At 43.4% G+C, this 26,970-nt stretch carries 26 protein-coding genes; 14 read left to right on the forward strand and 12 right to left on the reverse strand.

The features are described from left to right. The first annotated feature begins 6 nt into the window (after nucleotides 1-6). Entirely contained in the window at nucleotides 7-2,214 is a 2,208-nt protein-coding gene (locus tag CGC64_RS16595) for a tetratricopeptide repeat protein (protein ID WP_005678416.1), read from the forward strand. Here the strand turns inward: CGC64_RS16595 and CGC64_RS16600 are convergent. Genes CGC64_RS16600 through CGC64_RS16620 form a run of 5 tightly spaced genes read right to left on the reverse strand, consistent with a single transcriptional unit; the run spans nucleotide 2,209 to nucleotide 5,018 of the window. After that, nucleotides 2,209-2,790: a Maf-like protein gene (locus tag CGC64_RS16600; protein ID WP_032855328.1), complete on the reverse strand. Its 582-nt coding sequence runs from the start codon at nucleotides 2,788-2,790 to the stop codon at nucleotides 2,209-2,211. The two genes, CGC64_RS16595 and CGC64_RS16600, sit on opposite strands and share 6 nt — an antisense overlap. 49 nt (nucleotides 2,791-2,839) lie before the next feature. Continuing rightward, entirely contained in the window at nucleotides 2,840-3,361 is a 522-nt protein-coding gene (locus CGC64_RS16605) for a KdsC family phosphatase (protein ID WP_005678414.1), read from the reverse strand. Beyond that, nucleotides 3,342-4,136: a Rossmann-like and DUF2520 domain-containing protein gene (locus CGC64_RS16610; RefSeq protein ID WP_005678413.1), complete on the reverse strand. Its 795-nt coding sequence runs from the start codon at nucleotides 4,134-4,136 to the stop codon at nucleotides 3,342-3,344. Before CGC64_RS16610 ends, CGC64_RS16605 begins: the two co-directional genes overlap by 20 nt. Nucleotides 4,137-4,143: 7 nt before the next feature. Further along, nucleotides 4,144-4,479 carry a hypothetical protein gene (locus tag CGC64_RS16615; protein WP_005678412.1) on the reverse strand — a complete coding sequence of 112 codons (336 nt, stop codon included), beginning with the start codon at nucleotides 4,477-4,479 and terminating at the stop codon, nucleotides 4,144-4,146. Nucleotides 4,480-4,481: 2 nt separating this feature from the next. Then, nucleotides 4,482-5,018, reverse strand: a complete 537-nt coding sequence (locus CGC64_RS16620; protein WP_005678410.1) for a nitroreductase family protein — start codon at nucleotides 5,016-5,018, stop codon at nucleotides 4,482-4,484. Between the two features lie 100 nt (nucleotides 5,019-5,118). On the opposite strand from CGC64_RS16620, the gene CGC64_RS16625 reads away from it, so the two are divergent. Continuing rightward, nucleotides 5,119-5,331, forward strand: a complete 213-nt coding sequence (locus tag CGC64_RS16625) for a hypothetical protein (protein WP_005678409.1) — start codon at nucleotides 5,119-5,121, stop codon at nucleotides 5,329-5,331. Here CGC64_RS16625 and CGC64_RS16630 read toward each other — a convergent pair. Further along, the gene (locus tag CGC64_RS16630; protein ID WP_005678408.1) at nucleotides 5,300-5,842 is read right to left on the reverse strand and encodes a beta-class carbonic anhydrase; all 543 of its coding nucleotides are present in this window, start codon (nucleotides 5,840-5,842) and stop codon (nucleotides 5,300-5,302) included. The two genes, CGC64_RS16625 and CGC64_RS16630, sit on opposite strands and share 32 nt — an antisense overlap. A 162-nt stretch (nucleotides 5,843-6,004) precedes the next feature. Here CGC64_RS16630 and CGC64_RS16635 point away from each other — a divergent pair, with 162 nt between their 5' ends. From CGC64_RS16635 to CGC64_RS16665, 7 genes are all read left to right on the forward strand, one after another. Next, nucleotides 6,005-7,027, forward strand: a complete 1,023-nt coding sequence (locus CGC64_RS16635; protein ID WP_005678407.1) for a GNAT family N-acetyltransferase — start codon at nucleotides 6,005-6,007, stop codon at nucleotides 7,025-7,027. 174 nt (nucleotides 7,028-7,201) lie between these two features. Then, nucleotides 7,202-7,606, forward strand: a complete 405-nt coding sequence (mce, locus tag CGC64_RS16640) for a methylmalonyl-CoA epimerase (protein ID WP_002561104.1) — start codon at nucleotides 7,202-7,204, stop codon at nucleotides 7,604-7,606. A gap of 29 nt (nucleotides 7,607-7,635) precedes the next feature. Further along, on the forward strand, nucleotides 7,636-9,189 hold the full coding sequence (locus CGC64_RS16645; protein ID WP_005678404.1) for an acyl-CoA carboxylase subunit beta: 1,554 nt from the start codon (nucleotides 7,636-7,638) through the stop codon (nucleotides 9,187-9,189). A gap of 31 nt (nucleotides 9,190-9,220) precedes the next feature. Continuing rightward, a complete protein-coding gene (locus CGC64_RS16650) occupies nucleotides 9,221-10,138 on the forward strand; it encodes an OadG family transporter subunit (RefSeq protein ID WP_005681618.1) in 918 nt (305 codons plus the stop codon). Between the two features lie 24 nt (nucleotides 10,139-10,162). Then, on the forward strand, nucleotides 10,163-10,597 hold the full coding sequence (locus tag CGC64_RS16655; protein WP_005678402.1) for an acetyl-CoA carboxylase biotin carboxyl carrier protein: 435 nt from the start codon (nucleotides 10,163-10,165) through the stop codon (nucleotides 10,595-10,597). Between the two features lies 1 nt (nucleotide 10,598). Beyond that, nucleotides 10,599-11,759 (forward strand): sodium ion-translocating decarboxylase subunit beta, encoded by a 1,161-nt coding sequence (locus CGC64_RS16660; RefSeq protein WP_005678401.1) that lies wholly within the window; start codon nucleotides 10,599-10,601, stop codon nucleotides 11,757-11,759. Nucleotides 11,760-12,011: 252 nt separating this feature from the next. Beyond that, nucleotides 12,012-13,346, forward strand: coding sequence for a tetratricopeptide repeat protein (locus CGC64_RS16665; RefSeq protein ID WP_005681619.1), 1,335 nt, complete (start codon nucleotides 12,012-12,014; stop codon nucleotides 13,344-13,346). Between the two features lie 84 nt (nucleotides 13,347-13,430). Here the strand turns inward: CGC64_RS16665 and CGC64_RS16670 are convergent, their stop codons facing one another. Then, nucleotides 13,431-14,435, reverse strand: coding sequence for a class II fructose-bisphosphate aldolase (locus CGC64_RS16670; RefSeq protein ID WP_005678398.1), 1,005 nt, complete (start codon nucleotides 14,433-14,435; stop codon nucleotides 13,431-13,433). A 379-nt stretch (nucleotides 14,436-14,814) separates the two neighbouring features. Here CGC64_RS16670 and CGC64_RS16675 point away from each other — a divergent pair, with 379 nt between their 5' ends. From CGC64_RS16675 to CGC64_RS16700, 5 genes are all read left to right on the forward strand, one after another. Continuing rightward, complete coding sequence (locus CGC64_RS16675; protein WP_005678397.1) at nucleotides 14,815-15,069, forward strand: type B 50S ribosomal protein L31; 255 nt, start codon at nucleotides 14,815-14,817, stop codon at nucleotides 15,067-15,069. A gap of 194 nt (nucleotides 15,070-15,263) precedes the next feature. Continuing rightward, nucleotides 15,264-15,671, forward strand: a complete 408-nt coding sequence (locus tag CGC64_RS16685; RefSeq protein WP_005678394.1) for a hypothetical protein — start codon at nucleotides 15,264-15,266, stop codon at nucleotides 15,669-15,671. A gap of 304 nt (nucleotides 15,672-15,975) precedes the next feature. Beyond that, nucleotides 15,976-17,031 (forward strand): efflux RND transporter periplasmic adaptor subunit, encoded by a 1,056-nt coding sequence (locus CGC64_RS16690; RefSeq protein ID WP_005678393.1) that lies wholly within the window; start codon nucleotides 15,976-15,978, stop codon nucleotides 17,029-17,031. Then, a complete protein-coding gene (locus tag CGC64_RS16695) occupies nucleotides 17,028-20,060 on the forward strand; it encodes an efflux RND transporter permease subunit (protein ID WP_005678392.1) in 3,033 nt (1,010 codons plus the stop codon). The genes CGC64_RS16690 and CGC64_RS16695 overlap by 4 nt, the downstream gene beginning before the upstream one ends. Nucleotides 20,061-20,089: 29 nt before the next feature. After that, on the forward strand, nucleotides 20,090-21,361 hold the full coding sequence (locus CGC64_RS16700) for a TolC family protein (RefSeq protein ID WP_032855352.1): 1,272 nt from the start codon (nucleotides 20,090-20,092) through the stop codon (nucleotides 21,359-21,361). 118 nt (nucleotides 21,362-21,479) lie between these two features. On the opposite strand, the gene CGC64_RS16705 is transcribed toward CGC64_RS16700, so the two are convergent. The 5 genes from CGC64_RS16705 to CGC64_RS16725 form a co-directional block, all read right to left on the reverse strand. Beyond that, nucleotides 21,480-22,715: a sodium ion-translocating decarboxylase subunit beta gene (locus CGC64_RS16705; protein WP_005678390.1), complete on the reverse strand. Its 1,236-nt coding sequence runs from the start codon at nucleotides 22,713-22,715 to the stop codon at nucleotides 21,480-21,482. Next, nucleotides 22,715-24,547, reverse strand: a complete 1,833-nt coding sequence (locus tag CGC64_RS16710) for a biotin/lipoyl-containing protein (protein WP_005678389.1) — start codon at nucleotides 24,545-24,547, stop codon at nucleotides 22,715-22,717. The genes CGC64_RS16705 and CGC64_RS16710 overlap by 1 nt, the downstream gene beginning before the upstream one ends. A gap of 31 nt (nucleotides 24,548-24,578) precedes the next feature. Next, complete coding sequence (locus tag CGC64_RS16715) at nucleotides 24,579-24,839, reverse strand: OadG family protein (RefSeq protein WP_005678388.1); 261 nt, start codon at nucleotides 24,837-24,839, stop codon at nucleotides 24,579-24,581. Between the two features lie 675 nt (nucleotides 24,840-25,514). Further along, entirely contained in the window at nucleotides 25,515-26,360 is an 846-nt protein-coding gene (locus tag CGC64_RS16720) for a FecR family protein (protein ID WP_005678386.1), read from the reverse strand. Nucleotides 26,361-26,368: 8 nt separating this feature from the next. Continuing rightward, nucleotides 26,369-26,959: an RNA polymerase sigma factor gene (locus tag CGC64_RS16725; RefSeq protein WP_005678385.1), complete on the reverse strand. Its 591-nt coding sequence runs from the start codon at nucleotides 26,957-26,959 to the stop codon at nucleotides 26,369-26,371. Between the last annotated feature and the right edge of the window lie 11 nt (nucleotides 26,960-26,970).

The following is a 26,970-nucleotide window of genomic DNA, read 5'->3' on the forward strand; positions in this document are numbered from 1 at the left end:
TGAATTATGATGAACGAGAAAACGATTAATGAACAATACGCATATATACGTACCTTACTTGAAGAAAAAAGACTCAAGGAGGCCTTGATGCAGCTGGAATCGTTGCTTTGGCAATGTCCCGACTGGGATTTACGTACCCGTCTGGAACAATTGCAGACTTCTTACAAGTATATGTTGGAATACATGAAACAGGGAGCCAACGATCCCGAGCGGTGGAACCTATACCAAAAGTTGGTGGCGGACACATGGAGTATTGCCGACCAGTCACGCCTACTCATGCTGGACAACGCTTCATCAAAATATTATCACGAAGTACGTCGTACACCCGAACCGGCAGATTTGGCAGAATATGGCCTAAAAAAAATACTTCATATACTTGAATCTTTTAATGATGACTTAGCAATCAGCGGATTACTCTCCGATGCTAAAATGGATGAAGTGCTGCAACGGCATGAGAACACTCTTAAATTCATGTTTGTAAGAACATGGACAAACAGTTCGTGGACTTCTGAAGACGAAGAAGACGCAAAATCCATGCTGGGTTCGGAATTGCTTTTACCCGACGACTTATGTTTATTTGTCAGTGCTGTCACACTGAGCGTAATGGAATGTTTTGACTTACGTAAAATCATGTGGCTGCTGGATGCTTACCGTCATAAAGATGTCAATGTCAGCCAACGGGCATTGGTTGGTGTCATATTCATCTTCTACATTCACAGAACCCGGCTTCTTTATTACCCAGAACTTATCAAGAGGGTCGACCTTATGGACGAAATTCCTTCTTTCCGGGAAGATGTTGCCCGTATCTACCGCCAAATGCTGTTATGTCAGGAAACGGAAAAGATTGATAAGAAGATGAGGGAAGAGATTATTCCCGAGATGCTGAAAAATGTTTCTTCCATGAAGAACATTAGATTCGGTTTTGAGGAAAACGATGAAGAAAACGATGACAAGAACCCGGACTGGGAAGATGCCTTCGAACAATCCGGACTGGGAGACAAGCTGCGCGAAATGAACGAACTCCAACTGGAAGGAGCCGATGTGTATATGAGCACTTTTTCTTCTCTGAAAAGTTATCCGTTTTTTCGTGAGGTACAGAACTGGTTTTATCCGTTCAGCAAGCAACAGTCCAATGTACTCAAGGCACTGAAACAAGTAGGGAACGAAGGAAGCAGTTTGCTTGACTTAATTCTCCAATCGGGCTTTTTCAGTAATAGCGATAAATATTCGCTCTTTTTCACCATTCACCAACTGCCTAAAATGCAACAGGAAATGATGTTGAGCCAACTCAACGAACAGCAGGTAGCAGAACTGGCGGAAAAGTCGAACGCCGAAACTATGAAGAAATTCAACGCACGCCCGGGAACAGCGAGCAATCAATACCTGCACGACCTGTACCGTTTCTTCAAACTTAGTGTGCGCCGGAATGAATTTCGTGATATTTTCAAAGAAAAACTCGACCTTCATCATGTTCCCGCACTCGACAATCTACTATATTGTGAAGAAGAATTGTTTCCTATTGCTGATTTTTATCTTTCAAAGGAACGTTGGGATGAGGCTATCGACATTTATAAAGAATTGATTGAAATCGGAGGATTTGAGGGAGAAGGTGCAGAATATTTCCAAAAATTCGGATATGCTCTGCAAAAAAGAAAAAGATATGCGGAAGCTATCGAAGCCTATCTAAAAGCTGATACGCTGAAACCGGATAATATATGGAATAACCGTCACCTGGCTACCTGCTACCGGCTGAACCGGAATTATGAGGCAGCCCTTGCTTATTATAAAAAGGTGGAAGAAGCTACCCCCGAAGCTTCAACTGCAGTTTTCTATATCGGTAGTTGCCTGGCCGAACTCGGGCAGTATGAAGAAGCACTGAACTATTTCTTCAAACTGGATTTTATCGAGAGTAACTGTGTGAAAGCATGGCGCGGTATCGGCTGGTGTTCATTCATCAGCTTGAAGTATGAGCAGGCGATGAAGTATTATGAAAAGATCATCGAGCATAAACCGTTAGCTATTGATTATATGAATGCAGGACATGTTGCCTGGGTAATGGGAAATATTCAGAAAGCGGCTGTTCTCTATGGAAAGGCAATTACAGCCTGTGGAACGAGAGAAAGATTCCTCGAAATGTTTCATAAAGACGAAGAACCCCTTCTCAAACAAGGTATTCGAGAAGAGGATATTCCGTTAATGCTGGATTTATTATAACTTTTTCAACTCCCCATACAACTTCTGTATGGGGAGTCCCATTATATTATAGAAGCTACCGGAAATAGACTTCACTCCAATATATCCGATCCATTCCTGAACACCATAGGCTCCTGCTTTATCCATTGGCTGATAACGGTCAACATAGTACTGGATTTCGTCTTCGGACAGTACATCAAACAGCACATCGGAAGCTGCCGTGAAGCTTTTCTGCCATTCGGTTGTCGTTAGACAGACACCTGTGAAAACCTGATGCGACTTCCCGGAAAGAGCACGCAGCATTTCCACCGCTCCTTCCCTACCTTCCGGCTTACCGAGCACTTTCCCCTCCAGCCATACAATGGTATCGGCCGTAATCAATAACTCGCCGGGCTTCATCATAGAACGATAAGCATCCGCTTTTTCACGCGATATATATTCGGGAATTGCAGCTCCCACCAAAGTTTCAGGATATGATTCATCCACGTCAGGCAATGTCCTGACGACATATTCCACTCCCAACCCAGACATTAATTCTTTCCGACGGGGAGAATTGGAAGCCAATATAAGCTGATATTTCTTTAAATTGCTAAGCATGATTTTAGTTACGATTAAAAAATTGAATGATTTACAATTGACAGTTCTCTTACCAGCCGAAGGCATCATCCGTCAACCATATTCCATGAGCTTTCAGGACTTGCTCCACTACATCGCGTCCGCAGCCATGCCCCCCCTCCGCATAAGAAATGTATTTCGCCACCGCTTTTACTTCCGGTACGGCATCTTTCGGACAACAAGGCAAGCCACATTCACGCATTACTTCTATATCGGGCACATCATCCCCCATATACAGGATTTCATCATCAGCAAGTCCATACTTATCACGGAAAGTACGATAGTCGTGTATTTTCACCGCAGAACCCATGTATAAGTCCGTCACGCCCAGTCCGGCAAAACGGATACGGACGGCCTCCGTCCGCCCACCGGTAATGATAGCAATACGGATCCCCTTTTTCACTGCCAATTGAATGGCATATCCGTCCTTGATATTCACAGTACGCATCGGTTCCCCGGAAGGATGCAACGGTACGGTTGTCGAACTCAACACACCGTCCACATCAAAAGCCAGTGCCTTGATGCGTGATAAATCATAATTTATGGTGCTCATGGATACTCTTACTCATTAATTTATAAATTTCCTGCAACGCCGGAGAGTCCACCAACATCGCAAGATGATTACTCATCACATTTTCATCGTAGCGTACAGCCGGTCCGGTCTGCGCATCACGCGGAGCCAGTTCGTGTACTTTACGTGCAGTCTCATCAATCAACGGAAGCATCACTTCGAAAGGTAAATTATATTTTTCGAGCAAATCGGCAGCCAGCGCATACATGTGATTTGTGAAATTACAGATAAAGACGGCTGCCAAATGAAGGCTTTTGCGTTGTTCTGAATCAGCTTCGTACACTTTCTCAGAGAGGGTCGAGGCAATCGCTTTCAATAGTTCCGTATCCTCCGCCCTTTTCGCTTCAATAAAGAAAGGCACTTCCTGAAAGTCAACTTCACGCTGTTTACTGAATGTCTGCATCGGATAAAATACTCCATAACGTTCTGCATGACCTTCCCAGACACTCATAGGGATGCTCCCCGCCGTATGAACCAGTAAAGATTTTTGTTTACCTTCCGTTATCTGCGGCAATAATTCTACAAAAGCCGCATCTTTCAGGGATACGATATAGAGTTTGGCGTCTTTTGATATTTCCTGTAAGTCAGTCGTATAATCCGCCTCTACTTTCTCCGCCAGCGCACGGGCGGACTCTTCTGTCCGGCTATATACTTGCACAATGCGAAAACCTTTGTAGTAAAGTGCTTTTGCCAAATTGGTAGCCAGGTTTCCGGCACCGATAAATACAACCGGGGTATCTTCTATACTTCTTTTCATCGTTTTTTCAGCGTTTTGCAAACCAATATAAGATTATACCGATGATAAGCAATGTCAATGGCAACAAATAACCGGACAATGAACCAAGCAATGACATCACCAAACCGATATTCATCACCAGCCAAAGTCCCAGCAACACAAGACCTATTGATTTATCGCGTTTGAAAATAAGGAAACAGGCAGCAGCATACAGCAACATATTATCCTTATTCATCACCCAGGGCAAACCGATAGAAGAAAAATGAATCAGTTTATCAATCAGAAAAAGTGCACCGATCACCATAAAGGTAACGGCAGTCGCGAGATAAGTATCTTTACTATTATTTGCTTTGGCAGCTCCCATTGTTATTTTCCTCCGAACTTATTGATATGGATTTTCTCCCATTGGAGATGTTCTTCATTGAAAGGTTTGCGTTCCATCCCCTTATGGCCGACCGCAATGACAGAAAGTACCTGAAGCTGCAAAGGTATATCAAGAATTCCATGCACAAACTCGTCGGAAGGCATTCCGGTTGCCGTGAAACGCTCACGTACCTGCACCCAGCAACTGCCCAACCCGAGGTCTTCCGCCTGCAACTGTATCATAATAGAAGCAATAGCAGCATCTTCAATCCATACATCGCTTGCCAACGGGTCAGCCATTACCACAATAGCCAAAGCCGCATCTGCAATAAAAGAAGAAGCCTGTTCCTTGCAATGAGACAATTCTTTCAGCATTTCCTTATCATCAATCACTACAAACTGCCAGCTATTGCTGCGCTTGGAAGAAGGTGACATCAAAGCTGCTTTCATCAATGTTACAACCTCATCCTGTGTCAGTTCTTCATCGGTGAACTTGCGCATACTGCGACGATTCTTTATCAATTCACTGAAATTTTCCATATTATTTCCGGTTTCATTTAATTAATGTATGCAAAGATAGTGCAAACCGAGCGTAATAGGAAATAAAAACAGTATCTTTGCAACGATAAACAATATCATCATGAAAAAGCGAATTACACAGGACGATTACATTAAAGCGAATCGTAAAGCAAGCCGTGAGGCGGAAATTGAGATGTACGGACACCCTATTTGTCACAAAAGGGTGCACCAGTCAAAGAAAGTATATAACCGTAAAAAGATAAAGGCAACTGACAAAGAGTTGCCTTCTTTTTTTGTCCTTTTCACACAATCCGCGTCAATTCTCCGGTTGTAGAATCAATAATGAATCCGTATACCTTCACATCCACCGGAATCAAAGGATGATGCACAATAAAATCAACCGTTCCTCTTACCGACTTCTCTGTATCTTCGAAGCCGTCCAGCCATGAATGAAAGTCGACCCCGCAAAAACGCATCATGTCGATATAATCAGGATTAATGCCCCTTGCCTTCATCTTCTCCAACATTTCTTCGCTATGCATATGGCAAGCGCCGCAGTCGGAGTGCGCAATCACCATAATTTCCTCCACTCCCAACTCAAAAATAGCCACGAGCAGACTACGAATCACACTACCGAAAGGATGGGAAATGACGCCTCCCGCATTTTTTATCATTTTCACATCGCCGTTTTTAATTCCCAGCGCAGCAGGCAGTAAAGCTGTCAAACGAGTGTCCATACAGGAAAGAATAGCAATCTTCTTATCAGGATACTTATTTGTAATATACGCTTCATATCCCTTGTCCTCTACGAATTTTTTGTTGTAAGCCAATATTTCTTCTAACATAAATTGCTTCTTTTAAAGTGTTTGCCAATACGCAAAAGTAACGAAAATCAGATAAAAAATAGAAATATTACGCAAGAAAAATAGACTGTTCGTTTTAAAGGTCGCCAACAAAATCTCCGTTTTTTTGTTGAATGAAAAATAAAAAGTGTAAATTTGTCCCACATGCCACTTAAACTAACTACATATTACCACGGAAAGGATATTCCTGACCTGCCGGGAAATAACACATTCCATTCCAAGGAGTTGTTTCAAATATACGAAGCAACGCCCGGATACTCGCCCTTACTGATAGTGGCAACAGAAGACGGAAAACCTGTGGCACGGCTCTTGGCAGCGATCCGCAAAACTAAAAAATGGCTTCCTTCCTGTCTTGTGAAACAATGTGTGGTATATGGAGAAGGTGAATTCCTGGAAAAGACATTTACAGCCGAACAGAAAGATTCGCTTCCGAACATCAGGGAAAGAGAGGAAGAAGTGTTCGGCGAAATGTTGGAACATCTCACGCAAGAGGCATCCCGTACCTGTATCCTTATCGAATTCCGCAATCTGGACAACTCTATGTTCGGTTACCGTTCTTTCCGGAACAACGACTATTTTCCGGTCAACTGGTTACGGGTACGCAATTCGTTACATAGTTCGAAAAAAGCGGAAGACCGTTTCAGCCCGTCACGTCTCCGCCAGATAAAAAAAGGGCTTAAAAATGGAGCCAAAGTAGAAGAAGCGCACACCACAGACGAGATACGTGATTTTTCACGTATGCTGCATAAGGTTTACTCTTCCCGCATACGCCGGTATTTCCCTGCCAATGACTTTTTCCGCCACATGAACAATATGCTCATCAAGGGAAAGCAAGCTAAAATATTTATTGTCCGCTACAAAGAAAAGATTATCGGCGGCTCTGTATGCATTTACTCAGGAGACAATGCTTTCCTCTGGTTTTCGGGAGGAATGCGAAAGACGTATGCACTGCAATACCCGGGCGTACTCGCCGTTTGGAAAGCTCTGGAGGATGCTCACGAACGAGGTTTCCGCCATCTGGAGTTCATGGATGTGGGACTTCCTTTCCGTCGGCATGGTTATCGCGATTTCGTACTCCGCTTCGGAGGAAAACAAAGCAGTACCCGACGTTGGTTCCGCGTCAGTTGGCCTTGGCTGAATAAGTTAATGGTCAAATTTTACGTTTAAATGCAATCTCCAGATTACAAAACCATTCTTCATGCTCCCTCCCTACCATTTTTTATACTTTATATCCCAATAATTAAATGCTGAAAAATTTCTTTATTAGGTAAGAATTGTCTTTCTTTGTGCTGTTTTATGCCGTATAAGCACATAATTAAAACCAAATAAAAAAGTATAGTTATGAAGATTTCACACATTGAACATCTGGGCATTGCTGTAAAAAGCATTGAAGAAGCCCTTCCTTACTACGAAAATGTATTAGGTCTGAAGTGTTACAACATTGAAACAGTAGAAGACCAGAAAGTAAGAACTGCTTTCTTGAAAGTAGGCGAAACCAAAATCGAACTGTTGGAGCCCACTTGCCCCGAGAGCACTATTGCTAAGTTCATTGAGAACAAAGGTGCAGGTGTTCATCACGTTGCATTTGCCGTGGAAGATGGTGTAGCCAATGCCTTGGCAGAAGCAGAAAGCAAGGAAATCCGCCTAATCGACAAAGCTCCGCGCAAAGGTGCCGAAGGTTTGAACATCGCTTTCCTTCACCCAAAATCAACTCTGGGTGTGTTGACAGAACTCTGCGAACATTAATCTATAAACTCTAAAACCAACAAGAACTCATGAGTAATCAACTTGAAAAAATTAAAGAGCTTATTGAACGCCGTGCCGTAGCACGTATCGGAGGCGGTGAAAAAGCAATTGCGAAGCAACACGAAAAAGGGAAATACACAGCGCGCGAGCGTCTGGCTATGTTGCTGGATGAAGGTAGTTTCGAAGAAATGGACATGTTCGTTGAGCACAGATGCACGAACTTCGGCATGGAAAAGAAACACTATCCGGGTGACGGTGTAGTGACCGGTTGCGGTACGATCGACGGACGTCTGGTGTATGTATTCGCTCAGGACTTCACTGTTTCCGCCGGTTCGTTGTCGGAAACCATGTCACAGAAAATTTGTAAAATCATGGATCAAGCTATGAAAATGGGTGCTCCATGTATCGGTATCAATGACTCGGGTGGTGCACGTATCCAAGAGGGAATCAACGCTTTGGCAGGTTACGCAGAAATCTTCCAACGCAATATTCTTGCATCCGGTGTGATCCCGCAGATATCAGGTATCTTTGGCCCTTGTGCCGGTGGTGCCGTTTATTCTCCGGCTCTGACAGACTTCACGCTGATGATGGAAGGTACTTCTTATATGTTCCTCACCGGACCGAAAGTTGTGAAAACCGTTACAGGTGAAGATGTAAGCCAGGAAAACCTCGGCGGCGCAAGCGTACACTCTACTAAATCGGGTGTGACTCACTTCACCGCTCAGACAGAAGAAGAAGGTCTGGCGCTGATTCGCAAGCTATTGAGCTATATTCCTCAAAATAATCTTGAAGAAGCTCCTTATGTGGATTGTGCAGATCCAATCGACCGTCTGGAAGATTCTTTGAACGATATTATCCCCGACAGCCCCAACAAACCATACGATATGTACGAAGTAATCGGTGCGATCGTAGACGGCGGCGAATTCCTCGAAATCCAAAAGGACTATGCAAAGAACATCATTATCGGTTTCGCACGTTTCAACGGTCAGTCCGTAGGTATCGTAGCCAACCAGCCGAAGTTCCTGGCAGGTGTACTAGATAGTAACGCTTCCCGCAAGGGCGCACGTTTCGTACGTTTCTGTGATGCCTTCAATATTCCTATCGTATCATTGGTAGACGTACCGGGATTCCTTCCGGGAACAGGTCAGGAGTATAACGGCGTTATCCTCCATGGCGCCAAATTGCTGTATGCTTATGGTGAAGCTACTGTACCTAAGGTAACTATCACTCTGCGTAAGTCTTACGGTGGCTCTCACATCGTGATGAGCTGTAAGCAACTCCGTGGTGATATGAACTACGCATGGCCGACAGCCGAAATTGCTGTAATGGGTGGTGCAGGTGCAGTAGAAGTGTTATACGCACGCGAAGCAAAAGAACAGGAAAACCCGGCTCAGTTCCTTGCAGAAAAAGAAGCAGAATACACGAAACTGTTTGCCAATCCTTATAACGCAGCGAAATACGGGTACATTGACGATGTGATTGAACCGCGTAACACACGTTTCCGCGTTATCCGCGCTTTACAGCAGTTGCAGACTAAGAAGCTGACTAACCCGGCTAAGAAGCATGGCAATATTCCATTGTAATCCAACTTTTCACATTAAAACAAGAAAGATTATGAGCAAAACCAAAATTGGAATATTCCTTTCTTTGCTGTTACTGGTTGGACTGACCTCTTGCGGAGAGAAAAAGACAAACAGTAAGCTAATGCTGAACGAAGTCCTGATAGACAATCAAAGTAATTTTCAGGATGATTACGGACTGCACAGCGCATGGATCGAAGTATTCAACAAATCATACGGTAGCGCAGACTTGGCGGGATGTTTACTGAAAGTAAGCAATCAGCCGGGTGATACAGTTACCTATTTTATCCCTAAAGGTGATGTACTAACGTTAGTTAAACCCCGCCAGCATGCTCTATTCTGGGCGGATGGTGAACCTAACCGTGGTACCTTTCACACAAGTTGCAAATTGAACCCTGAGACTGCCAACTGGATTGGCTTATTCGACTCCGGCAAGAAGTTACTTGATCAGATTGTAGTACCGGCAGGAGTTCTGGGTCCTAACCAATCATACGCACGTATAAGTGACGGAGCGGCAAATTGGGAAGTAAAAGGTGGAAGTAGTGACAAATATGTGACTCCAAGTACGAATAACAAGACGCTCGACAGCAATGCTAAAATGGAGAAGTTCGAAGAACATGACTCTGTAGGTATCGGTATGTCTATCTCGGCGATGAGTGTGGTATTCTGCGGATTGATACTTCTTTATATCTCTTTCAAGATTGTAGGTAAAGTAGCCGTGAACTTGAGCAAACGCAATACGATGAAGTCAAAAGGTATCGACAAGGAAACAGCCAAAGAACTGTCACAAGCTCCGGGCGAAGTTTATGCCGCAATTTCTATGGCATTGCACGAAATGCAAGATGAGGTACACGACGTAGAAGAAACGGTACTGACTATCACTCGTGTGAAACGTAGCTATTCACCGTGGAGTTCGAAGATTTACACCTTGCGTGAAACTCCCAAAAAGTAAGTCAACCCTTAAAAAGATAAAACGATGAAAGAATATAAATACAAAATCAACGGTAACTCATATAAAGTGACCATTGGAGATATCGAAGACAATATCGCTCATGTAGAAGTGAACGGTACGCACTATAAAGTAGAAATGGAAAAACAGCCGAAGGCGGCACCTGCAAAACCGGTAGTACGCCCATTGCCGAACTCTCCGGCTGCTCCTACCACACCGGTAGTGAAACCGGCTGCACAGTCTACCGGAAAATCAGGTGTCAAATCTCCGCTACCGGGTGTTATACTCGACATAAAAGTGAACGTAGGCGACACAGTGAAGAAAGGACAAACCATTATTATATTGGAAGCCATGAAAATGGAAAACAATATCAATGCAGACAAAGACGGTAAGATTACCGCTATCAACGTAAACAAGGGAGATTCTGTCCTTGAAGGTAATGACCTCGTAATTATTGAATAATATGGGAGATTTTATAAACTTTTTAGGAAACAACCTTGCCGATTTCTGGACGTATACAGGATTTGCCAACGCAACAGGAGGACACGTCGTTATGCTCCTTATTGGCCTGTTCTTTATTTATCTGGCTATAGCCAAAGAATTCGAGCCAATGCTGCTGATTCCTATCGGATTCGGTATTCTGATCGGTAATATACCTTTCAACATGGATGCGGGACTGAAAGTCGGCATCTATGAAGAAGGTTCAGTATTGAACATATTGTATCAGGGAGTGACGTCCGGCTGGTATCCGCCGCTCATCTTTTTGGGTATCGGCGCCATGACCGACTTCTCTGCACTTATCTCTAACCCGAAGCTGATGCTAATCGGTGCAGCCGCACAATTTGGTATCTTCGGTGCTTACATGATTGCATTGGAAATGGGATTTGACCCGATGCAGGCCGGTGCTATCGGTATCATCGGTGGTGCAGACGGTCCGACGGCTATCTTCCTTTCATCCAAACTGGCCCCTAACTTAATGGGAGCTATTGCGGTGTCTGCCTATTCCTATATGGCGTTGGTCCCGGTGATACAGCCGCCTATCATGCGTCTGCTCACCACAAAACACGAACGCGTAATCCGCATGAAACCGCCGCGTGCTGTTTCTCACACAGAGAAAGTAATATTCCCGATTATCGGTTTGTTACTGACTTGCTTCCTGGTTCCTTCCGGTTTGCCTTTGTTGGGTATGCTGTTCTTCGGTAACTTGTTGAAAGAAAGTGGTGTAACACGCCGTTTGGCAAACACCGCCAGCGGTCCGCTGATTGATACGATTACTATCCTGTTAGGTCTTACAGTAGGTGCTTCTACGCAAGCGTCCGAGTTCCTCACTTTCGACTCTATCAAGATTTTCGCCCTCGGTGCTTTGTCATTCATCATTGCAACTGCATCCGGCGTACTGTTCGTTAAGCTCTTCAACCTCTTCTTGAAGAAGGACAACAAAATTAATCCGTTGATCGGTAATGCAGGTGTATCTGCTGTTCCCGACTCGGCACGTATCTCACAAGTTATCGGTTTGGAATACGATCCGACCAATTACCTGTTAATGCACGCTATGGGTCCGAACGTAGCAGGTGTAATCGGTTCGGCTGTTGCCGCCGGTATCCTGTTAGGATTCTTAATGTAGAGATAAGATGCCCTGCCGGATTTCCATTCGGCATGTCTTAAACTATAAAAGTAGAATTCTTCTCTACGAAAATGCCTCTTTCTGCGGAAAGGGGCATTTTTTATTGTTCTTCTTTTCTTTATGTCATATTCTCTGTTATGTTATCCTGTGTTATCGATACGTTAATCTATCTGAAACATATTACGAATATTTCGTAAGTACAATAATTTTAGTAACTTGCGCTTTATAAACGACACACTAAAATTACAATTTATGAAACGGATACTTCTACTACTCCTGCTCTGTTCCACCACCCTATTAATGGCACAGCAGACTGACCCTATCCAAGAGGCTATGGCAAGTTACGACTACGAAACGGCACTCTCGCTCATTGCACAAAAAAAGCCCGCCACTCCCCTATTGCTACAGAAAGGCAAAGCCCTGCGTAGCCTTGGACTGAACGCGGAAGCACTTTCCACCTATCAGGAAATCATAGGCAAGGATAGCACTAACACTCGCGCACTGATTGAGGCCGCCGAATGTTGCCGCACCCTTGCCAAATATAAGCAAGCATCAGCATATTATGAAAAAGTGCTCGACCTCACTCCGGAGAATAAATATGTACGCATACAGTATATCAACCTGCTTCTCGCCCAACAAAAGTTCCGCGAAGCATTGGGTGAAAGCAGCCTAATGACAGAAAAAGACAGTTCTGCTATCGCCCTGCATTTGCAAGCACAGAGTTTCGAAGGTATGAATGAACTTCTGCCTGCCGCGGGTTGCTACTACAATATTCAGGAAAAATATCCCGCCGACTATCTTGCCGCCGCCAAATTAGGGGCAATCAATATAGCAGCCTCTTACTATGACGAAGCAATAGAAGCAACAGAGAAATACCGGAAGATTGATACCACCAACATTGCCGTCAATCGCCAGAATGCTTTGGCGTACTGTCTAAAACAGGATTATCCAACCGCAATCCGCCGTTATCAGTACCTGGTAAACCAGGGAGACAGTACCTTCCATACCTGTTACTATCTCGGTATCAGTTATTATGCCATTGAAAGATATTATGAAGCACATGATTTTCTGGAAGCTGCCCGGAAATATGATCCGGAGAATGTAAACCTCCTCTATTACCTCGGACGTTCCTGTGCCAAGACTTCATGGAAGAAACAAGGAGTAGAGTATCTGGAACAAGCTATCAATTTGTCAATACCGAAAGACAGCAGCATGGTACGCCTTTATATAGGCATGACTGACTGTTATAAAATGGCGCAAATGTATAAAGAACAATTAGCGTCTATAAAAGAACGGTATCAGAAATACGACAGACAAAATCATAAATTACTATATGACATGGCACATCTTTCCTTTTTCGCCTTAAAAGACAGAAAAAGCACAGAACGCTACCTGGAAGCATTTCTAAAAACACGTCCCAAAGATGAGAAAGCAGAACAGGCAAAACTGAATGAAAAGGGAGAACTCGTTTTAGGAATAACCAATTATTATAACGCTGCTGACAACTGGCTGAAAGACCTGAAAAGCAAACAGAAAATAGAGGATTTCTTTCAGAATGGAAATCCTGAGACTACAAAGAAAGAATAAAATCAGCGTTTTACCGCTAACTAAAAAGGCTGCCACCGTCAACCGGAAGCAGCCTTTCTCTTTATTTATGAAATAATCCGAAGATTACTGTGCCAACTTGTTGTCAGAACCGAGCACGTTAAGGATTTTGTGCTTATACAGTTTTTCCATGTTGTCGCGAGCCGGACCAAGATACTTACGTGGGTCAAATTCTGCCGGTTTTTCAGCAAAAGTCTTGCGGATAGCAGCAGTCATAGCCAGACGAGAGTCTGAGTCGATGTTGATTTTGCAAACTGCAGACTTAGCAGCCTTACGCAATTCTTCTTCAGGGATACCAATAGCAGCTTTCAAAGCACCACCGTATTTGTTGATCGTTTCAACTTCTTCTTCAGGAACTGAAGATGAACCGTGAAGAACGATAGGGAATCCCGGAAGTTTTTCCATAACAGCATCCAATACTTCGAAAGCCAACGGAGGAGGAACCATACGACCAGTAGCCGGATCGATGTGACACTGTTCCGGAGTAAATTTGTAAGCACCATGAGAAGTACCGATTGAGATAGCCAAAGAGTCGCAACCAGTGCGAGTAGCGAAATCAATTACTTCTTCAGGGTCAGTATATGTGTGGTGATCAGAAGAAACTTCGTCTTCAACACCTGCCAATACGCCAAGTTCGCCTTCTACAGTTACATCAAACTGGTGAGCGTAATCAACTACCTTCTTAGTCAGTGCTACGTTTTCTTCGTAAGGAAGATGAGAACCGTCAATCATCACTGAAGAAAAACCTGAGTCGATGCAAGATTTACAAGTTTCAAAAGTATCTCCGTGGTCAAGATGAAGAACGATTTCGGGATGTGCACAGCCTAATTCTTTAGCATATTCTACAGCACCCTGAGCCATGTAACGCAACAAAGTAGCGTTAGCATACTGACGAGCACCTTTAGAAACCTGAAGAATCACAGGAGATTTAGTTTCAACAGCAGCCTTGATGATAGCCTGCATCTGTTCCATATTGTTGAAGTTGAATGCTGGGATAGCATATCCACCTTTGATAGCCTTAGCAAACATTTCTTTTGTGTTTACCAATCCTAAATCTTTGTAATTTACCATTTTGTTTAAAGTTTATTGTTAGTGAATAAAAATTCTACGCAAAAGTAAGCATTATCCCCCGAATAACGAACATCGGAAAGGAAAATATAGCAGAAAAAGGTTTAAATAGAACCGTATTTTTTTAGCAGGAAGACACAATGACATTATATTGTAATGTCGAGCTAGCAATCAGTTTAATTTATCGTCATAGCATCAGAACAAGTTCAGTGCCCCCAAACAATACACAGTAAATCAGTAATTCGAAGCTATATATTATAAATTTTAAAAGAATTCTTTTTCTATTTCATATAAAAGCATTATCTTTGCGCTCTGAAAATGACCATTACACTATTTCTTACCAAAATAGTAACAGAATATAAATTAAAAAACAGATACTGAAATGAAAAAAGGCCTTCATCCAGAATCATACCGTCCGGTAGTATTTAAAGATATGTCAAATGGTGACATGTTTTTATCTAAATCAACTGTAGCAACTAAAGAAACCATCGAATTCGAAGGTGAAACTTATCCGTTGCTGAAGATTGAAATCTCAAACACTTCTCACCCGTTCTATACTGGTAAATCTACATTGGTAGACACTGCAGGACGTGTTGATAAGTTCATGAGCCGTTACGGTGACCGTAAGAAGAAATAATTAGTCTTTCTTGTAAGATGAAAAAGAGGAGATTCCGAAAGGAATTTCCTCTTTTTCGTTTTGAGACATTACACTGGCAACAATATATCCGGAAGTTTTCAGGACTATCAGCCGAAAAATAAATAAAAGAAAAATGTCCGGATTCCGTTTATTACAAAATAAAGGAAGTACCTTTACAGAATTAATAAACAAAAATGGAAATAACTAACTTAAAACAAATGACAAAGGAGGAAGTTTTTAACCTTATCAGACAACGCCTTTCTTTTGGTGACGAATTGCAGCAACAATTAAGGCATGTGGACAAAGACAAATTTATGAAAGAGCATCGCAGATTCGAAATGTCGGGATTCGAAACCCAAACAGGATGGTGTACTGTTTTTAACAATGACATTTTAAATAAATTTGCCGACTTGGGCATTTATAACTATACTTCTTATCTTTTTCTTGACTTTTATATGGGTGTGCCAACCGTTTACCTCAAGTATTTCTCCGAAGATGAGAATTTGGAATACACTCTCGACGGATATACAACAACAGAAATCATATTTACGATTTTTGAATTGACTATCTTCTCAGGAAAACCGACAAGAAGACGGAAATAAAAATACTATTTTCATATCAGCTCCCCCCTTTCAGCCTGTCTCTAGAGAACACATGAACTCTCCCCAAAACAGAGGCTCTGTTTGATGTAAACAGACGCTCCAACTGCCACAAACAGACACTCTATTTTCCTCAAACAGAGCCTCTATTTTACCGCACTCCCCAATAAAACAAATTAAGAATCCAACTCGTAGCGACAATCAACGAAAAGCACACAAATCCTGAACATAAACACTTGTAAGTTGTTTACTCTCTTTAAAAAAGAGAAACGAATCAACGCAAAAACTCTAAACATCAGTGTGCTGTATGAAAAAGAAATATGGATTTATGCTCGCAGTAGCCGTCCTATTAGCGGGCTGCGGACAAAAAAAAGAAACGAGTGTTATAACGGCCCGTCCGGTGAAAACCACGATTGTAGAGTCAAGATCGATCATCAGAAAAGATTTTTCGGGAATTGTAGAAGCCGTGGAGTATGTGAAGCTGGCATTCCAGGTCAGCGGACAAATCATCAACCTGCCTGTCATAGAAGGCGAGAAAGTAAAGAAGGGACAATTGATTGCAGCTATCGACCCCAGGGACATCGCCCTGCAATATGCCGCTACCAAATCGGCGTATGAGACGGCTGCCGCACAAGTGGAACGCAATAAGCGCCTCCTCTCCCGCCAAGCCATATCGGTTCAGGAATATGAAATCAGCCTGGCTAATTACCAGAAAGCGAAATCAGAATATGAGTTATCCGTCAATAATATGCGCGACACTAAATTGACGGCTCCCTTCGACGGTTCCATCGAAAAACGTCTTGTGGAAAATTATCAGCGTGTCAACTCGGGTGAAGGTATCGTGCAGTTGGTCAATACACACAATCTGCGCATCAAGTTTACAATTCCCGACGCTTACCTTTACCTGCTCCGCACCAAAGACCCGCGTTTTCTAGTAGAGTTCGACACATTCAAAGGACATGTTTTCCAGGCAAAGCTTGAAGAATATCTTGATATCTCGACAGACGGAACGGGGATTCCGGTCAGTATTACTATTGATGACCCGTCTTTCGACCGGGATTTATATGCAGTGAAACCGGGATTTACGTGCAGTATCCGTTTCACGGCAGATGTAGGACCGTTGGTACAGGATAGTTGGACAATTATCCCGTTAAGCGCCGTGTTCGGTGAAAGCGAAGGAAAGAAGATGTACGTCTGGGTGGTGGAAGACAACAAGGTACACAAACGAGAAGTGACTGTTAACGCACCTACCGGAGAAGCACAGGTACTTATCTCCAAAGGGTTGAAACCGGAAGAGAAAATTGTTATTGCCGGAGTATATCAGTTAGTAGAAGGGGAAAACGTAAAAGATATAGAGAAATGAACTTAGCCAAATATTCATTAGACAACACGAAGATTATCTATTTCTTTCTTGCTGTGTTGCTTATCGGAGGGATTTCTTCCTTCGGAAAGCTAGGGAAGAAAGAAGATGCTCCCTTCGTCATCAAGTCAGCGGTTATCATGACCCGTTATCCGGGAGCCGAGCCGGCAGAAGTGGAACGTCTGATAACAGAGCCTATCTCTCGCGAGATACAAAGTATGAGTGGTGTGTACAAGATTAAATCGGAATCTATGTACGGGCTTTCCAAAATCACATTTGAATTGCAACCGTCACTATCGGCAAGTTCCATTCCGCAAAAGTGGGACGAGCTACGTAGGAAGGTACTCAATATACAACCGCAGTTGCCGAGTGGTGCATCTACGCCGACTGTGTCGGACGATTTCGGCGATGTATTCGGTATCTATTACGGTCTGACGGCCGATGATGGTTTCTCCTACGACGAGATGCGAAACTGGGCGGAACGGATTAAAACACAAGTCGTCACTGCCGACGGTGTGATGAAAGTGGCACTGTTCGGAGTACAGACAGAGGTAGTAAATATCTTCATCTCGACCAATAAACTGGTAGGCATGGGCATCGACCCGAAACAGCTCGCCAGCCTGCTGCAATCACAAAACCAGATTATCAACACCGGAGAAATCCGCGCAGGGGAACAACAGCTACGGGTAACTGCTAATGGTATGTATACGACCATAGATGATATCCGCAATCAGGTTATCACCACGAAAGCGGGACAGGTAAAGTTGGGAGATATTGCCGTTATCGAAAAGGGCTATCTCGATCCTCCTTCCAATATCATGCACGTAAACGGAAAACGTGCTATCGGTATCGGTGTCTCTACCGACCCGCAACGAGACGTAGTGCAGACAGGTGAAAACGTAAAAGCAAAACTGAGTGAACTACTCCCGCTTATGCCCGTAGGACTGGAATTGCAAAGTCTTTATCTGGAAAACGAAATAGCCAACGAAGCCAATAACGGATTTATCATCAATCTGATTGAGTCCATCTTAATTGTAATTGTGATTATCATGCTGGTAATGGGACTTCGTGCCGGTGTCTTGATTGGCTCATCGCTGATATTTTCTATCGGAGGTACACTACTTATCATGTCTTTCTTTGGTGTCGGACTGAATCGTACATCGCTGGCGGGATTCATTATCGCAATGGGTATGCTGGTAGACAATGCCATTGTGGTGACGGATAATGCACAGATTGCCATTGCTCGTGGAGTAAACAGGCGAAAGGCATTGATAGACGGTGCCACAGGACCGCAATGGGGATTACTCGGAGCCACTTTCATTGCTATCTGTTCATTCCTGCCACTTTATCTGGCCCCGTCTTCGGTAGCGGAAATCGTGAAGCCGTTGTTTGTGGTACTCGCCATTTCACTGGGATTGAGTTGGATACTTGCATTGACACAGACGACCGTATTCGGTAATTTTATCCTGAAAGCCAAAGCGAACGGCGATGCAAAAGACCCATATGACAAGCCTTTCTATCATAAGTTTGCTTCTATTCTCCGGACGCTGATCCGCCGCAAGGTGTTGACGCTGGGTTCTATGGTAGCACTTTTCATCATCTCACTCGTCATCATGGGGACGATGCCACAAAACTTTTTCCCTTCTTTGGACAAACCTTATTTCCGTGCGGACGTATTCTACCCGGACGGGTATAGTATCAACGATGTGGTGAAAGAAATGAAATCGGTGGAAGAACATTTGGTGCAACAGCCGGAAGTAAAGAAAGTATCAATTACTTTCGGAAGCACACCATTGAGATATTATCTGGCATCTACTTCAGTAGGACCGAAACCGAACTTCGCCAATGTACTGGTAGAACTGACGGACAGCAAATATACGAAGGAATATGAGGAGAATTTCGACGGATATATGAAAAGGAATTATCCGAATGCGATTACCCGGACGAGCCTGTTCAAACTATCCCCTGCCGTAGACGCTGCTATTGAGATCGGTTTTATAGGGCCGAATACAGATACGCTTGTGGCACTAACCAACCAAGCGTTGGAGATTATGCACCGGAATCCGGATTTGATTAATATCCGCAATTCGTGGGGGAACAAAATTCCGGTATGGAAACCTGTGTATAGTCCGGAACGTGCACAACCGTTGGGAGTATCCCGACAGGGAATGGCACAAAGTATCCAGATTGGTACAACGGGAATGACGTTGGGAGAATACCGTCAGGGCGATCAGGTGCTCCCTATTCTGCTAAAGGATAATACGGTGGATTCGTTCCGTATCAATGACTTACGCACGCTTCCGGTGTTCGGCACGGGAAACGAGACAACAAGCCTGGAACAAGTAGTGTCGGATTTTGATTTTCAATACCGGTTCTCTAATGTGAAAGATTACAACCGACAAATGGTGATGATGGCGCAATGTGACCCGCGCCGCGGAGTAAATGCGATTGCAGCCTTCAACCAAGTGTGGTCGCAGGTACAAAAGGAGATTAAAGTTCCGGAAGGATATACGATGAAATATTTCGGAGAGCAGGAAAGCCAGGTAGAATCCAACGAAGCATTAGCCAAGAATCTTCCGTTGACGTTCTTTTTGATGTTTGTTACGCTACTGTTCCTATTCAAGACATATCGTAAACCGACAGTGATTTTGCTGATGTTACCGTTGATATTCATCGGTATCGTGTTAGGATTGCTATTACTTGGCAAATCATTCGACTTTTTCTCTATCCTCGGATTACTCGGATTAATCGGCATGAATATCAAGAATGCAATCGTACTTGTGGAACAGATTGATTTGGAAGCTAAGATGGGAAAGAAGCCGCTTGATGCGGTGGTTAGTGCCACAACGAGCCGTATCGTTCCTGTAGCAATGGCATCGGGGACAACGATTCTGGGTATGTTGCCGTTGCTGTTCGATGCGATGTTCGGCGGAATGGCAGCCACTATCATGGGAGGTTTGCTGGTAGCTTCGATACTGACACTGTTTGTGTTGCCGGTGGCTTATTGTGCCATTCAACGGATTAAGGATTAAATGGGAATTTACTATTTATAATGGATAAAATGAAAACTCAATTTATAATTATATCACTGTTGCTTCTCGGCTTCACTGCCCGGGCGCAACAACCTTATCTCAGCCGGGAAGCCTATCGCGACAAAGTGGAGGCTTACAGCCAGATATTGAAACAACAAAAACTAAAGACAATGGCAAGTGCGGAAGCACGAAAGATAGCTCATACGGGATTCTTACCCAAAATAGACGTAAATGCGGACGGTACTCTGAATATGAGCGACCTAAAAGCATGGAACGAACCGCTGGGAGAATACCGGAACCACACTTATCAAGGGGTGTTTGTCGTCTCTCAACCTCTCTATACAGGTGGTACCCTTAACGCTCAACATAAGATTGCGAAAGCGGATGAGAAGCTGAATCAACTGAACGAGGAACTAACTTTGGACCAGATTCATTATCAGAGCGATGCTGTTTATTGGAATGCCTCCGCTTCACAAGCTATGTTACAGTCAGCAGACAAATATCAAAGCATTGTCAAACAGCAATATAACATCATTCAGGACCGTTTTAACGATGGAATGATTAGCCGTACAGACTTACTGATGATTTCCACCCGCTTAAAAGAAGCTGAACTACAATATATCAAGGCCCGTCAGAATTATACGTTAGCACTGCAAAAGTTGAATATCCTCATGGGTATGGAACCTAATGCTCCCGTAGACAGTCTTTCTTCGATTGACACAGCTTTTACCCCCGTACAGATTCTGTCGTTGGAAAATGTATTGCAACGGCGCGCTGATTACGAAAGTACGCAAGTAAATATCATGAAAAGTCAAGCGCAACGTAAAGCCGCTCTCAGCCAGTTTAACCCTCAACTAAATATGTATTTTAGCGGCGGCTGGGCAACGGGAACGCCTAACCTTGGATATGACGTATCTTTCAATCCTATTGTCGGCATTAATCTGAATATTCCTATTTTCCACTGGGGAGCCCGTTTCAAAACAAACCGCCAGCAGAAAGCATACATCGGAATACAGAAACTGCAACAAAGTTATATAACGGATAATATCAACGAAGAATTGTCCGGTGCATTAACTAAACTGACGGAAACGGAATATCAGGTGAAAACTGCAACAGAGAACATGAATCTGGCTAATGAAAATCTTGATTTAGTTACCTTCTCTTATAATGAAGGTAAAGCAAGTATGGTGGATGTTCTCTCGGCGCAGTTATCGTGGACACAGGCACACACAAATCTAATTAACGCATATTTGTCGGAGAAAATGGCGATAGCTGAATATAGAAAGGTTATCAGTGAATAAATAGTCTGAAAACAGTATTGTAAACAATAGAAAGCAAATCAAAAAAGTAAATCCGGAGATACGAGCATAACTCTGCCCATATCTCCGGATTCTTATCTCTAAGCCGGTTGTTCTTTTATTATGCAAGGAAGGAAATCAACACACCCGCAGCCACGGCAGAACCGATTACTCCGGAGATGTTACTTGCCATACAATACTGCAAGACGTGATTCTTGGAGTCGTACTTCAAAGCAATCTCATTCGCCACACGGCTTGCCATTGGAACAGCACTCAATCCGGTTGCACCAATAAGAGGATTGATCTTCTTTTTGGAAAAGAGATTCACCAGTTTCACAAACAAAATACCACCTGTAATAGAAAGGGCGAATGCAAGGAAACCACCTATAACGATACCGATTGTTGTCCAGTTCAGGAAAGCTTCTGTAGTCATTGTAGCACCCACTGATAATCCTAAGAAGATAGTGGCGGCATTCATGATACTATTGGAAGCTGCATCGAACAAACGGAAAGTATTACTTCCGATCTCTTTCACCAGGTTACCGAACATCAACATACCAATCAAAGGTACTGCACTCGGCACGAAAAGCGCTACAACCGTAGTTACTACAATCGGGAAAATTATCTTCAATACACGCAAATTCTTAATTTCGGTCTTTGAAGGATATTTCTTCTCCTGCTCTTTCATATTGATACTCAACTCTTTCTTAGAACAAAGAAGTTTCACCACCAACGGAATAATCACCGGAACCAATGCCATATAAGAATAAGCGGCAATAGCAATCGGGCCCAACAGATGAGGAGCCAGTTTGATCGTTGTGAAGATAGCCGTAGGGCCATCCGCACCACCGATGATACCGAGAGAAGCTGCTTCTTTCGGAGTGAATCCCATTAAGATAGATACCAACAGTACGGTAAAGATACCGAGTTGTGCGGCAGCACCGAAAATAGAAAGACGCAGATTACGCAACATCGGCCCGAAGTCCGTTAATGCACCGACACCCATAAAGATAATCGGAGGCAAGAAGCCGGTTTTAATCAACATATAATAAATGAAGTTCATCAGTCCCAATTCATGGGCAATGTCATGCAAAGGCATTTCCCAAATGTTCTTCATCACTCCGTTTATCATTACCATGCCATTCTCGTCTGCCTGAATCACTCCCATATCACCACCGGGAAAGTTGGCAAGCAACACACCGAAAGCGATAGGGACAAGCAACAACGGTTCGTACTGTTTCTTGATACCCAGATAAAGCAGGACAAACGCGATAGCATACATTATCAGGAACTGCGGTTCGGCAATGATATTACTGAACGCAGTCATCTCATATAAGTTCTCAAATATCTCGTTCATTATCCTATCTTCATTAATACATCATCTTCTGAAACAGTGTCTCCCGGGTTAGCGCAGATAGCAGTAATTGTACCACCAAATTCTGCACGAATGGCGTTATAAGTTTTCATTGCTTCCACATAGCACAGCACATCACCTTCTTTCACCACGTCACCTACTTTCATAGCAGTTTCCTGCGCATTCTTCACTAAAAAGAATTTACCCTCAAGCGGAGAAAGAACATCCTGTCCCTCTCCTGCCGGTGCGGCAGCGGCAGCAGGTGTAGCAGGAAGTTCGGCATCGCCATAAGCTACGGTCACACGGTAAGCCTGTCCGTCTACCTGTACAGTCAATGTCTTTGGTTTTGCATCTTCTTCAGGAGACTTATCTTTCTCTGCACGGCGTTTTGCAACGTCTTCCAAGAAGTCCTCTTTCGCTTTTCCACTCTTATAAGCTTCGTATTGAGCCGGATGCATGGCGTACTCGAAGAGTTCCTCGTCATCTTCGCCCACTTCCCACTTATTTTCTTTCATCAACTTGCGGTACTTGTCGAGAGAATCCGGATAGTTGTCCTGCGGATTTCCTTCGAAGAATTTGCGACCTTCGCGCTCGGCCTTTTCGATGATTTCGGGAGCAAGTTTGCCCGGCAAACGTCCGGCTTTCCCCAGAATCATATCCCAAATATCATCGGCAATCATTCCCCAACGGTCTTTGCCTTTCTCCATAGCCATCACATTCATCATGGCAAGGTTCTTCACATACTGGCTGAACGGAGTCACCAACGGAGGATAACCGACACGAGGCCATACATAGGCAACTTCGTCGAACAACTTAATCAGAAGCTGGTCTTGCGTCATAAACGGCAGATTATGCTTTGCCTTATATTTGTTGATAGATTCCAGATTCGTTTCGAGGTCTGCCATTAAACTACCCATCATACCGCCGGGAAGTCCGGGAGCGATAAGCAGAGAATTCATCAGACGGTTTTTCGGGCTGATGTACAATCCGAGGAAATCGTCCATAAACTCTTGAATCATGCCACGCACCTTCATATAGGCTTCCATATTGATTTCCGGCACCTGATAACCGGCATCCTTCAGCATAGCCTGAACACTCAGCAGGTCGGCATGTCCTGTACCCCATGAAAGTGGTTCCATACCTACGTCAATATAATCACAACCGGCTTCGCATACCTCAAGAATACTTGCCATATTAAATCCAGGACCTGCATGACTATGATACTGTACAGGTATTTCGGGATGTGCCGCTTTGATATTCGCCACAATCTTGCCCAATGAAACGGGGCGACCGATGCCTGCCATATCTTTGATACAAATCTCGTCCGCCCCCAATTTGATAAGTTCCAACGCCATATTGGTGTAGTACTCTACAGTATGAATGGGCGAATGAGTGATACAAAGCGAGCATTGTGAAATCATTCCTGCCTCTTTGGCGTATGTAATAGAAGGAGCAATGTTGCGTACATCATTCAATCCGCAGAATGTACGGGTGATATCTGTACCTTGCGCTTTCTTCACTTTGTAGAACAATTTGCGGACATCCGCCGGAACGGGGCTCATCCGGAGTCCGTTCAGTGCGCGGTCGAGCATATGGGTTTGAATGCCTGCTTCGTGAAATGGCTTTGTCCATTCGCGCACGGCTCTATTCGGGTTTTCGCCAAACAATAAATTTACCTGTTCAAAACCTCCGCCATTAGTTTCTACACGGGCAAAACAGCCCATTTCAATAATGGCAGGAGCTACCTTCACGAGTTGGTCTACACGAGGTACATATTTTCCGGCTGACTGCCACATATCTCGGAATACCAAACTAAACTTTACTTCTCTTTTCATGTCTTTCAATGATAATGATATACTTGATTAATTATAACTTTTCTACTTTGGTGACCTTTCCCTTACCTTGTGTCACAACATTCACGGCCGCAGTAATGGCAGCCAAGATATTCCCCGGAATAGGCGCAGGACCTCTCGGCGTTTCCTGTTTGGCAGGAGCCACTTCTTCGGGAGCATACTTGTTGACTAAAGTAATCAGCAATTTACCTAAATAAATCACAATCAGCAGAATAACAAATACGGTAGCCATTCCGACCACCATCAGCAGAATCGCTGTTTCGATATTTTCCATATAATAAACTATTAGTAATTTAAGCCGTTTGTCTAAAAAGCGTCCGAAAATACCATTTTTTTATTATAAAATTAATTAAGAAAGGGATAATAAAGTATAAAACCGCAAGTTTGGGATAGGATTGACAACAAAATGTCCTCGGCATATAAAAGCAAATGGTATGAGAGAAACTCCCTCCTGCTTCTCTCACACCTTGGATAAAACAATTATTAAATAAATGCACTGACTGATAACAACCCGGTTTAGCCCTACTTCTGGTTTCATACCTTCTTAACCTATCAAACTACCAGAAGAAAACCGGTCACAACATAAATACAACATTCTGGCCTCATCGGCTTTCTAAAAAAATTAGTGTCAGACTGGGTTGTAAACCTTCTAAAATTCAACCCAGCCTTTTTAGTCGGAAAACTAAGCTAATTCAACAACTATAACTTCCGGCGAGGGAACCATTTCCGACTCACTATTTTTGGTAGTTACTCATTCTGCTACCAAAATCTATTGTTTGTTTTGACTTTTTTCATGTTAGTCTCACAGCAACTCAAATTCTTTTCTAATCTTAATCTTACTATTCATAGAGTACTTATATTAGGAAGAGAAGCCTTTACTCCATTTTTACCAAGAAAAAACGAAAAAAAATCGATTTAAATAAAAAAGAGGCTGAATTCAGCCTCTTTTTTATTCTAAAATAATTTCTTTCTCTCGAAGTTGATAACCGATTCCGGAAGAACCGAAGACATTTTCCAACGTCGCATTCAAGTCTCTAGTCAGAACCGTTCCACTATAAGTCAGCCCTTCACATTTCTCATGCCCGATAACTGTCAATTTGAATATTTGTTCGATATCCGCCACTACATTAATCAGCGGGTCGTCTTCATAGCCCAGAACTTCCGGGTATTCGGCTTCCGGTGTTGGTACCTTTCTTTCCACAGGTACTATCTTAGTTTCGTCACACCGAACACTCTGTCCTGCAGTCAATGTCCGTTGTCCCACCGGCGTCGCAACTTTCACGCTGCCCTCTTCACAGTTTACAAGCATTTTCTTTCCTTGTTGTACCACCAGGAATTTGGTTCCGAGCACTGAAACGTCTCCGGCTTCGGTCTGAACCGTAAAAGTCTTTCCGGGAGTCACTTTAAACAAAGCTTTTCCCAATAGTTGAAGTTTACGTTCCCAAAACCATGTGACGCGATTATAAGACAGAGAAGAGTTTCCCATCAGCTTTACTTTACTGCCATCCGGCAGTTCATAATCCATTGCCGTAGTTTCCGTTACTAGTTTTTCCTCTGAGAAATAGTAACCACCTATTCCCAAAAGAACAATAAACATAGCCACTATTCCCCAATACAGGGCTGCCGACCTTTCACCTCCCCGTTTCCGTTGGCGGCTTACAGTAATCCGACGACTTTCTTCACGATGCAACCTCAACTTCTCAGCAATCTTCGCCTTACGGGAAAACAACTCGCCTTTCAGAGGAAGCTTACCTTCTTCGATATATTTTTCTAAAAGTTCCGTATTATCCTCCATGCCTCACATCAATTAAAAATCCATAAATTAGCTCCCACCGCAAGCAGGAAAGTTTTACTCAACTGCTCTCTTAACCTGGATATTGCCGTGTGAGTCGTGTTATATACGGTACGGGAAGTCAATCCCATTACCTGCGCAATCTCATCTGAACTCATCTTCTTATAATACTTCAGATATAACACTTCCCGCTGTTGCTTCGTCAGGTTATTAATTTCTCTCTGCAAGACTTTTAATTGTTCTCTTTCTAATTCAGAGCGGATAATCGCCGTTTCAATGTCGATTTCGAGATCAAACTTATATTCATTCGTATCTACATCGTCCAACGATCTGAATATACCACCATTCTCTTTCTTCAATTCATTGACTATGATATGTCTCAACGACACACACAGATAGGCAGATATAGATTGAGGCACAGCACAGGTTTCTCTTTTTTCAAAGATATATACGAACAACGTCTGTATCGCATCTGTGACCAAATCATCATCACCGGCTATCTTCATGCCATATCCATACAGCAAATCTGCATATTGCTCATAAAGCTGCCGGAATGCTCCTTCATCCCCCCGCTGAATCTTACTCCAGAATAATGTATTCATTTCCCTCCCCT

The organism is Bacteroides caccae, assembly GCF_002222615.2.
Taxonomy (GTDB): domain Bacteria; phylum Bacteroidota; class Bacteroidia; order Bacteroidales; family Bacteroidaceae; genus Bacteroides; species Bacteroides caccae.

Excerpts from the sequence above, each read along its gene's own strand:
- CGC64_RS16720 (WP_005678386.1), bottom strand. The coding sequence starts at position 26,360 with ATGGAGGATAATACGGAACTTTTAGAAAAATATATCGAAGAAGGTAAG.
- CGC64_RS16685 (WP_005678394.1), top strand. The coding sequence starts at position 15,264 with ATGGAAATAACTAACTTAAAACAAATGACAAAGGAGGAAGTTTTTAAC.
- CGC64_RS16715 (WP_005678388.1), bottom strand. The coding sequence starts at position 24,839 with ATGGAAAATATCGAAACAGCGATTCTGCTGATGGTGGTCGGAATGGCT.
- CGC64_RS16725 (WP_005678385.1), bottom strand. The coding sequence starts at position 26,959 with ATGAATACATTATTCTGGAGTAAGATTCAGCGGGGGGATGAAGGAGCA.
- CGC64_RS16665 (WP_005681619.1), top strand. The coding sequence starts at position 12,012 with ATGAAACGGATACTTCTACTACTCCTGCTCTGTTCCACCACCCTATTA.
- CGC64_RS16675 (WP_005678397.1), top strand. The coding sequence starts at position 14,815 with ATGAAAAAAGGCCTTCATCCAGAATCATACCGTCCGGTAGTATTTAAA.
- mce (WP_002561104.1), top strand. The coding sequence starts at position 7,202 with ATGAAGATTTCACACATTGAACATCTGGGCATTGCTGTAAAAAGCATT.
- CGC64_RS16600 (WP_032855328.1), bottom strand. The coding sequence starts at position 2,790 with ATGCTTAGCAATTTAAAGAAATATCAGCTTATATTGGCTTCCAATTCT.
- CGC64_RS16705 (WP_005678390.1), bottom strand. The coding sequence starts at position 22,715 with ATGAACGAGATATTTGAGAACTTATATGAGATGACTGCGTTCAGTAAT.
- CGC64_RS16630 (WP_005678408.1), bottom strand. The coding sequence starts at position 5,842 with ATGTTAGAAGAAATATTGGCTTACAACAAAAAATTCGTAGAGGACAAG.
- CGC64_RS16710 (WP_005678389.1), bottom strand. The coding sequence starts at position 24,547 with ATGAAAAGAGAAGTAAAGTTTAGTTTGGTATTCCGAGATATGTGGCAG.
- CGC64_RS16690 (WP_005678393.1), top strand. The coding sequence starts at position 15,976 with ATGAAAAAGAAATATGGATTTATGCTCGCAGTAGCCGTCCTATTAGCG.
- CGC64_RS16700 (WP_032855352.1), top strand. The coding sequence starts at position 20,090 with ATGAAAACTCAATTTATAATTATATCACTGTTGCTTCTCGGCTTCACT.
- CGC64_RS16635 (WP_005678407.1), top strand. The coding sequence starts at position 6,005 with ATGCCACTTAAACTAACTACATATTACCACGGAAAGGATATTCCTGAC.
- CGC64_RS16595 (WP_005678416.1), top strand. The coding sequence starts at position 7 with ATGATGAACGAGAAAACGATTAATGAACAATACGCATATATACGTACC.
- CGC64_RS16645 (WP_005678404.1), top strand. The coding sequence starts at position 7,636 with ATGAGTAATCAACTTGAAAAAATTAAAGAGCTTATTGAACGCCGTGCC.
- CGC64_RS16655 (WP_005678402.1), top strand. The coding sequence starts at position 10,163 with ATGAAAGAATATAAATACAAAATCAACGGTAACTCATATAAAGTGACC.
- CGC64_RS16670 (WP_005678398.1), bottom strand. The coding sequence starts at position 14,435 with ATGGTAAATTACAAAGATTTAGGATTGGTAAACACAAAAGAAATGTTT.
- CGC64_RS16610 (WP_005678413.1), bottom strand. The coding sequence starts at position 4,136 with ATGAAAAGAAGTATAGAAGATACCCCGGTTGTATTTATCGGTGCCGGA.
- CGC64_RS16650 (WP_005681618.1), top strand. The coding sequence starts at position 9,221 with ATGAGCAAAACCAAAATTGGAATATTCCTTTCTTTGCTGTTACTGGTT.
- CGC64_RS16605 (WP_005678414.1), bottom strand. The coding sequence starts at position 3,361 with ATGAGCACCATAAATTATGATTTATCACGCATCAAGGCACTGGCTTTT.
- CGC64_RS16615 (WP_005678412.1), bottom strand. The coding sequence starts at position 4,479 with ATGGGAGCTGCCAAAGCAAATAATAGTAAAGATACTTATCTCGCGACT.
- CGC64_RS16625 (WP_005678409.1), top strand. The coding sequence starts at position 5,119 with ATGAAAAAGCGAATTACACAGGACGATTACATTAAAGCGAATCGTAAA.
- CGC64_RS16660 (WP_005678401.1), top strand. The coding sequence starts at position 10,599 with ATGGGAGATTTTATAAACTTTTTAGGAAACAACCTTGCCGATTTCTGG.
- CGC64_RS16620 (WP_005678410.1), bottom strand. The coding sequence starts at position 5,018 with ATGGAAAATTTCAGTGAATTGATAAAGAATCGTCGCAGTATGCGCAAG.
- CGC64_RS16695 (WP_005678392.1), top strand. The coding sequence starts at position 17,028 with ATGAACTTAGCCAAATATTCATTAGACAACACGAAGATTATCTATTTC.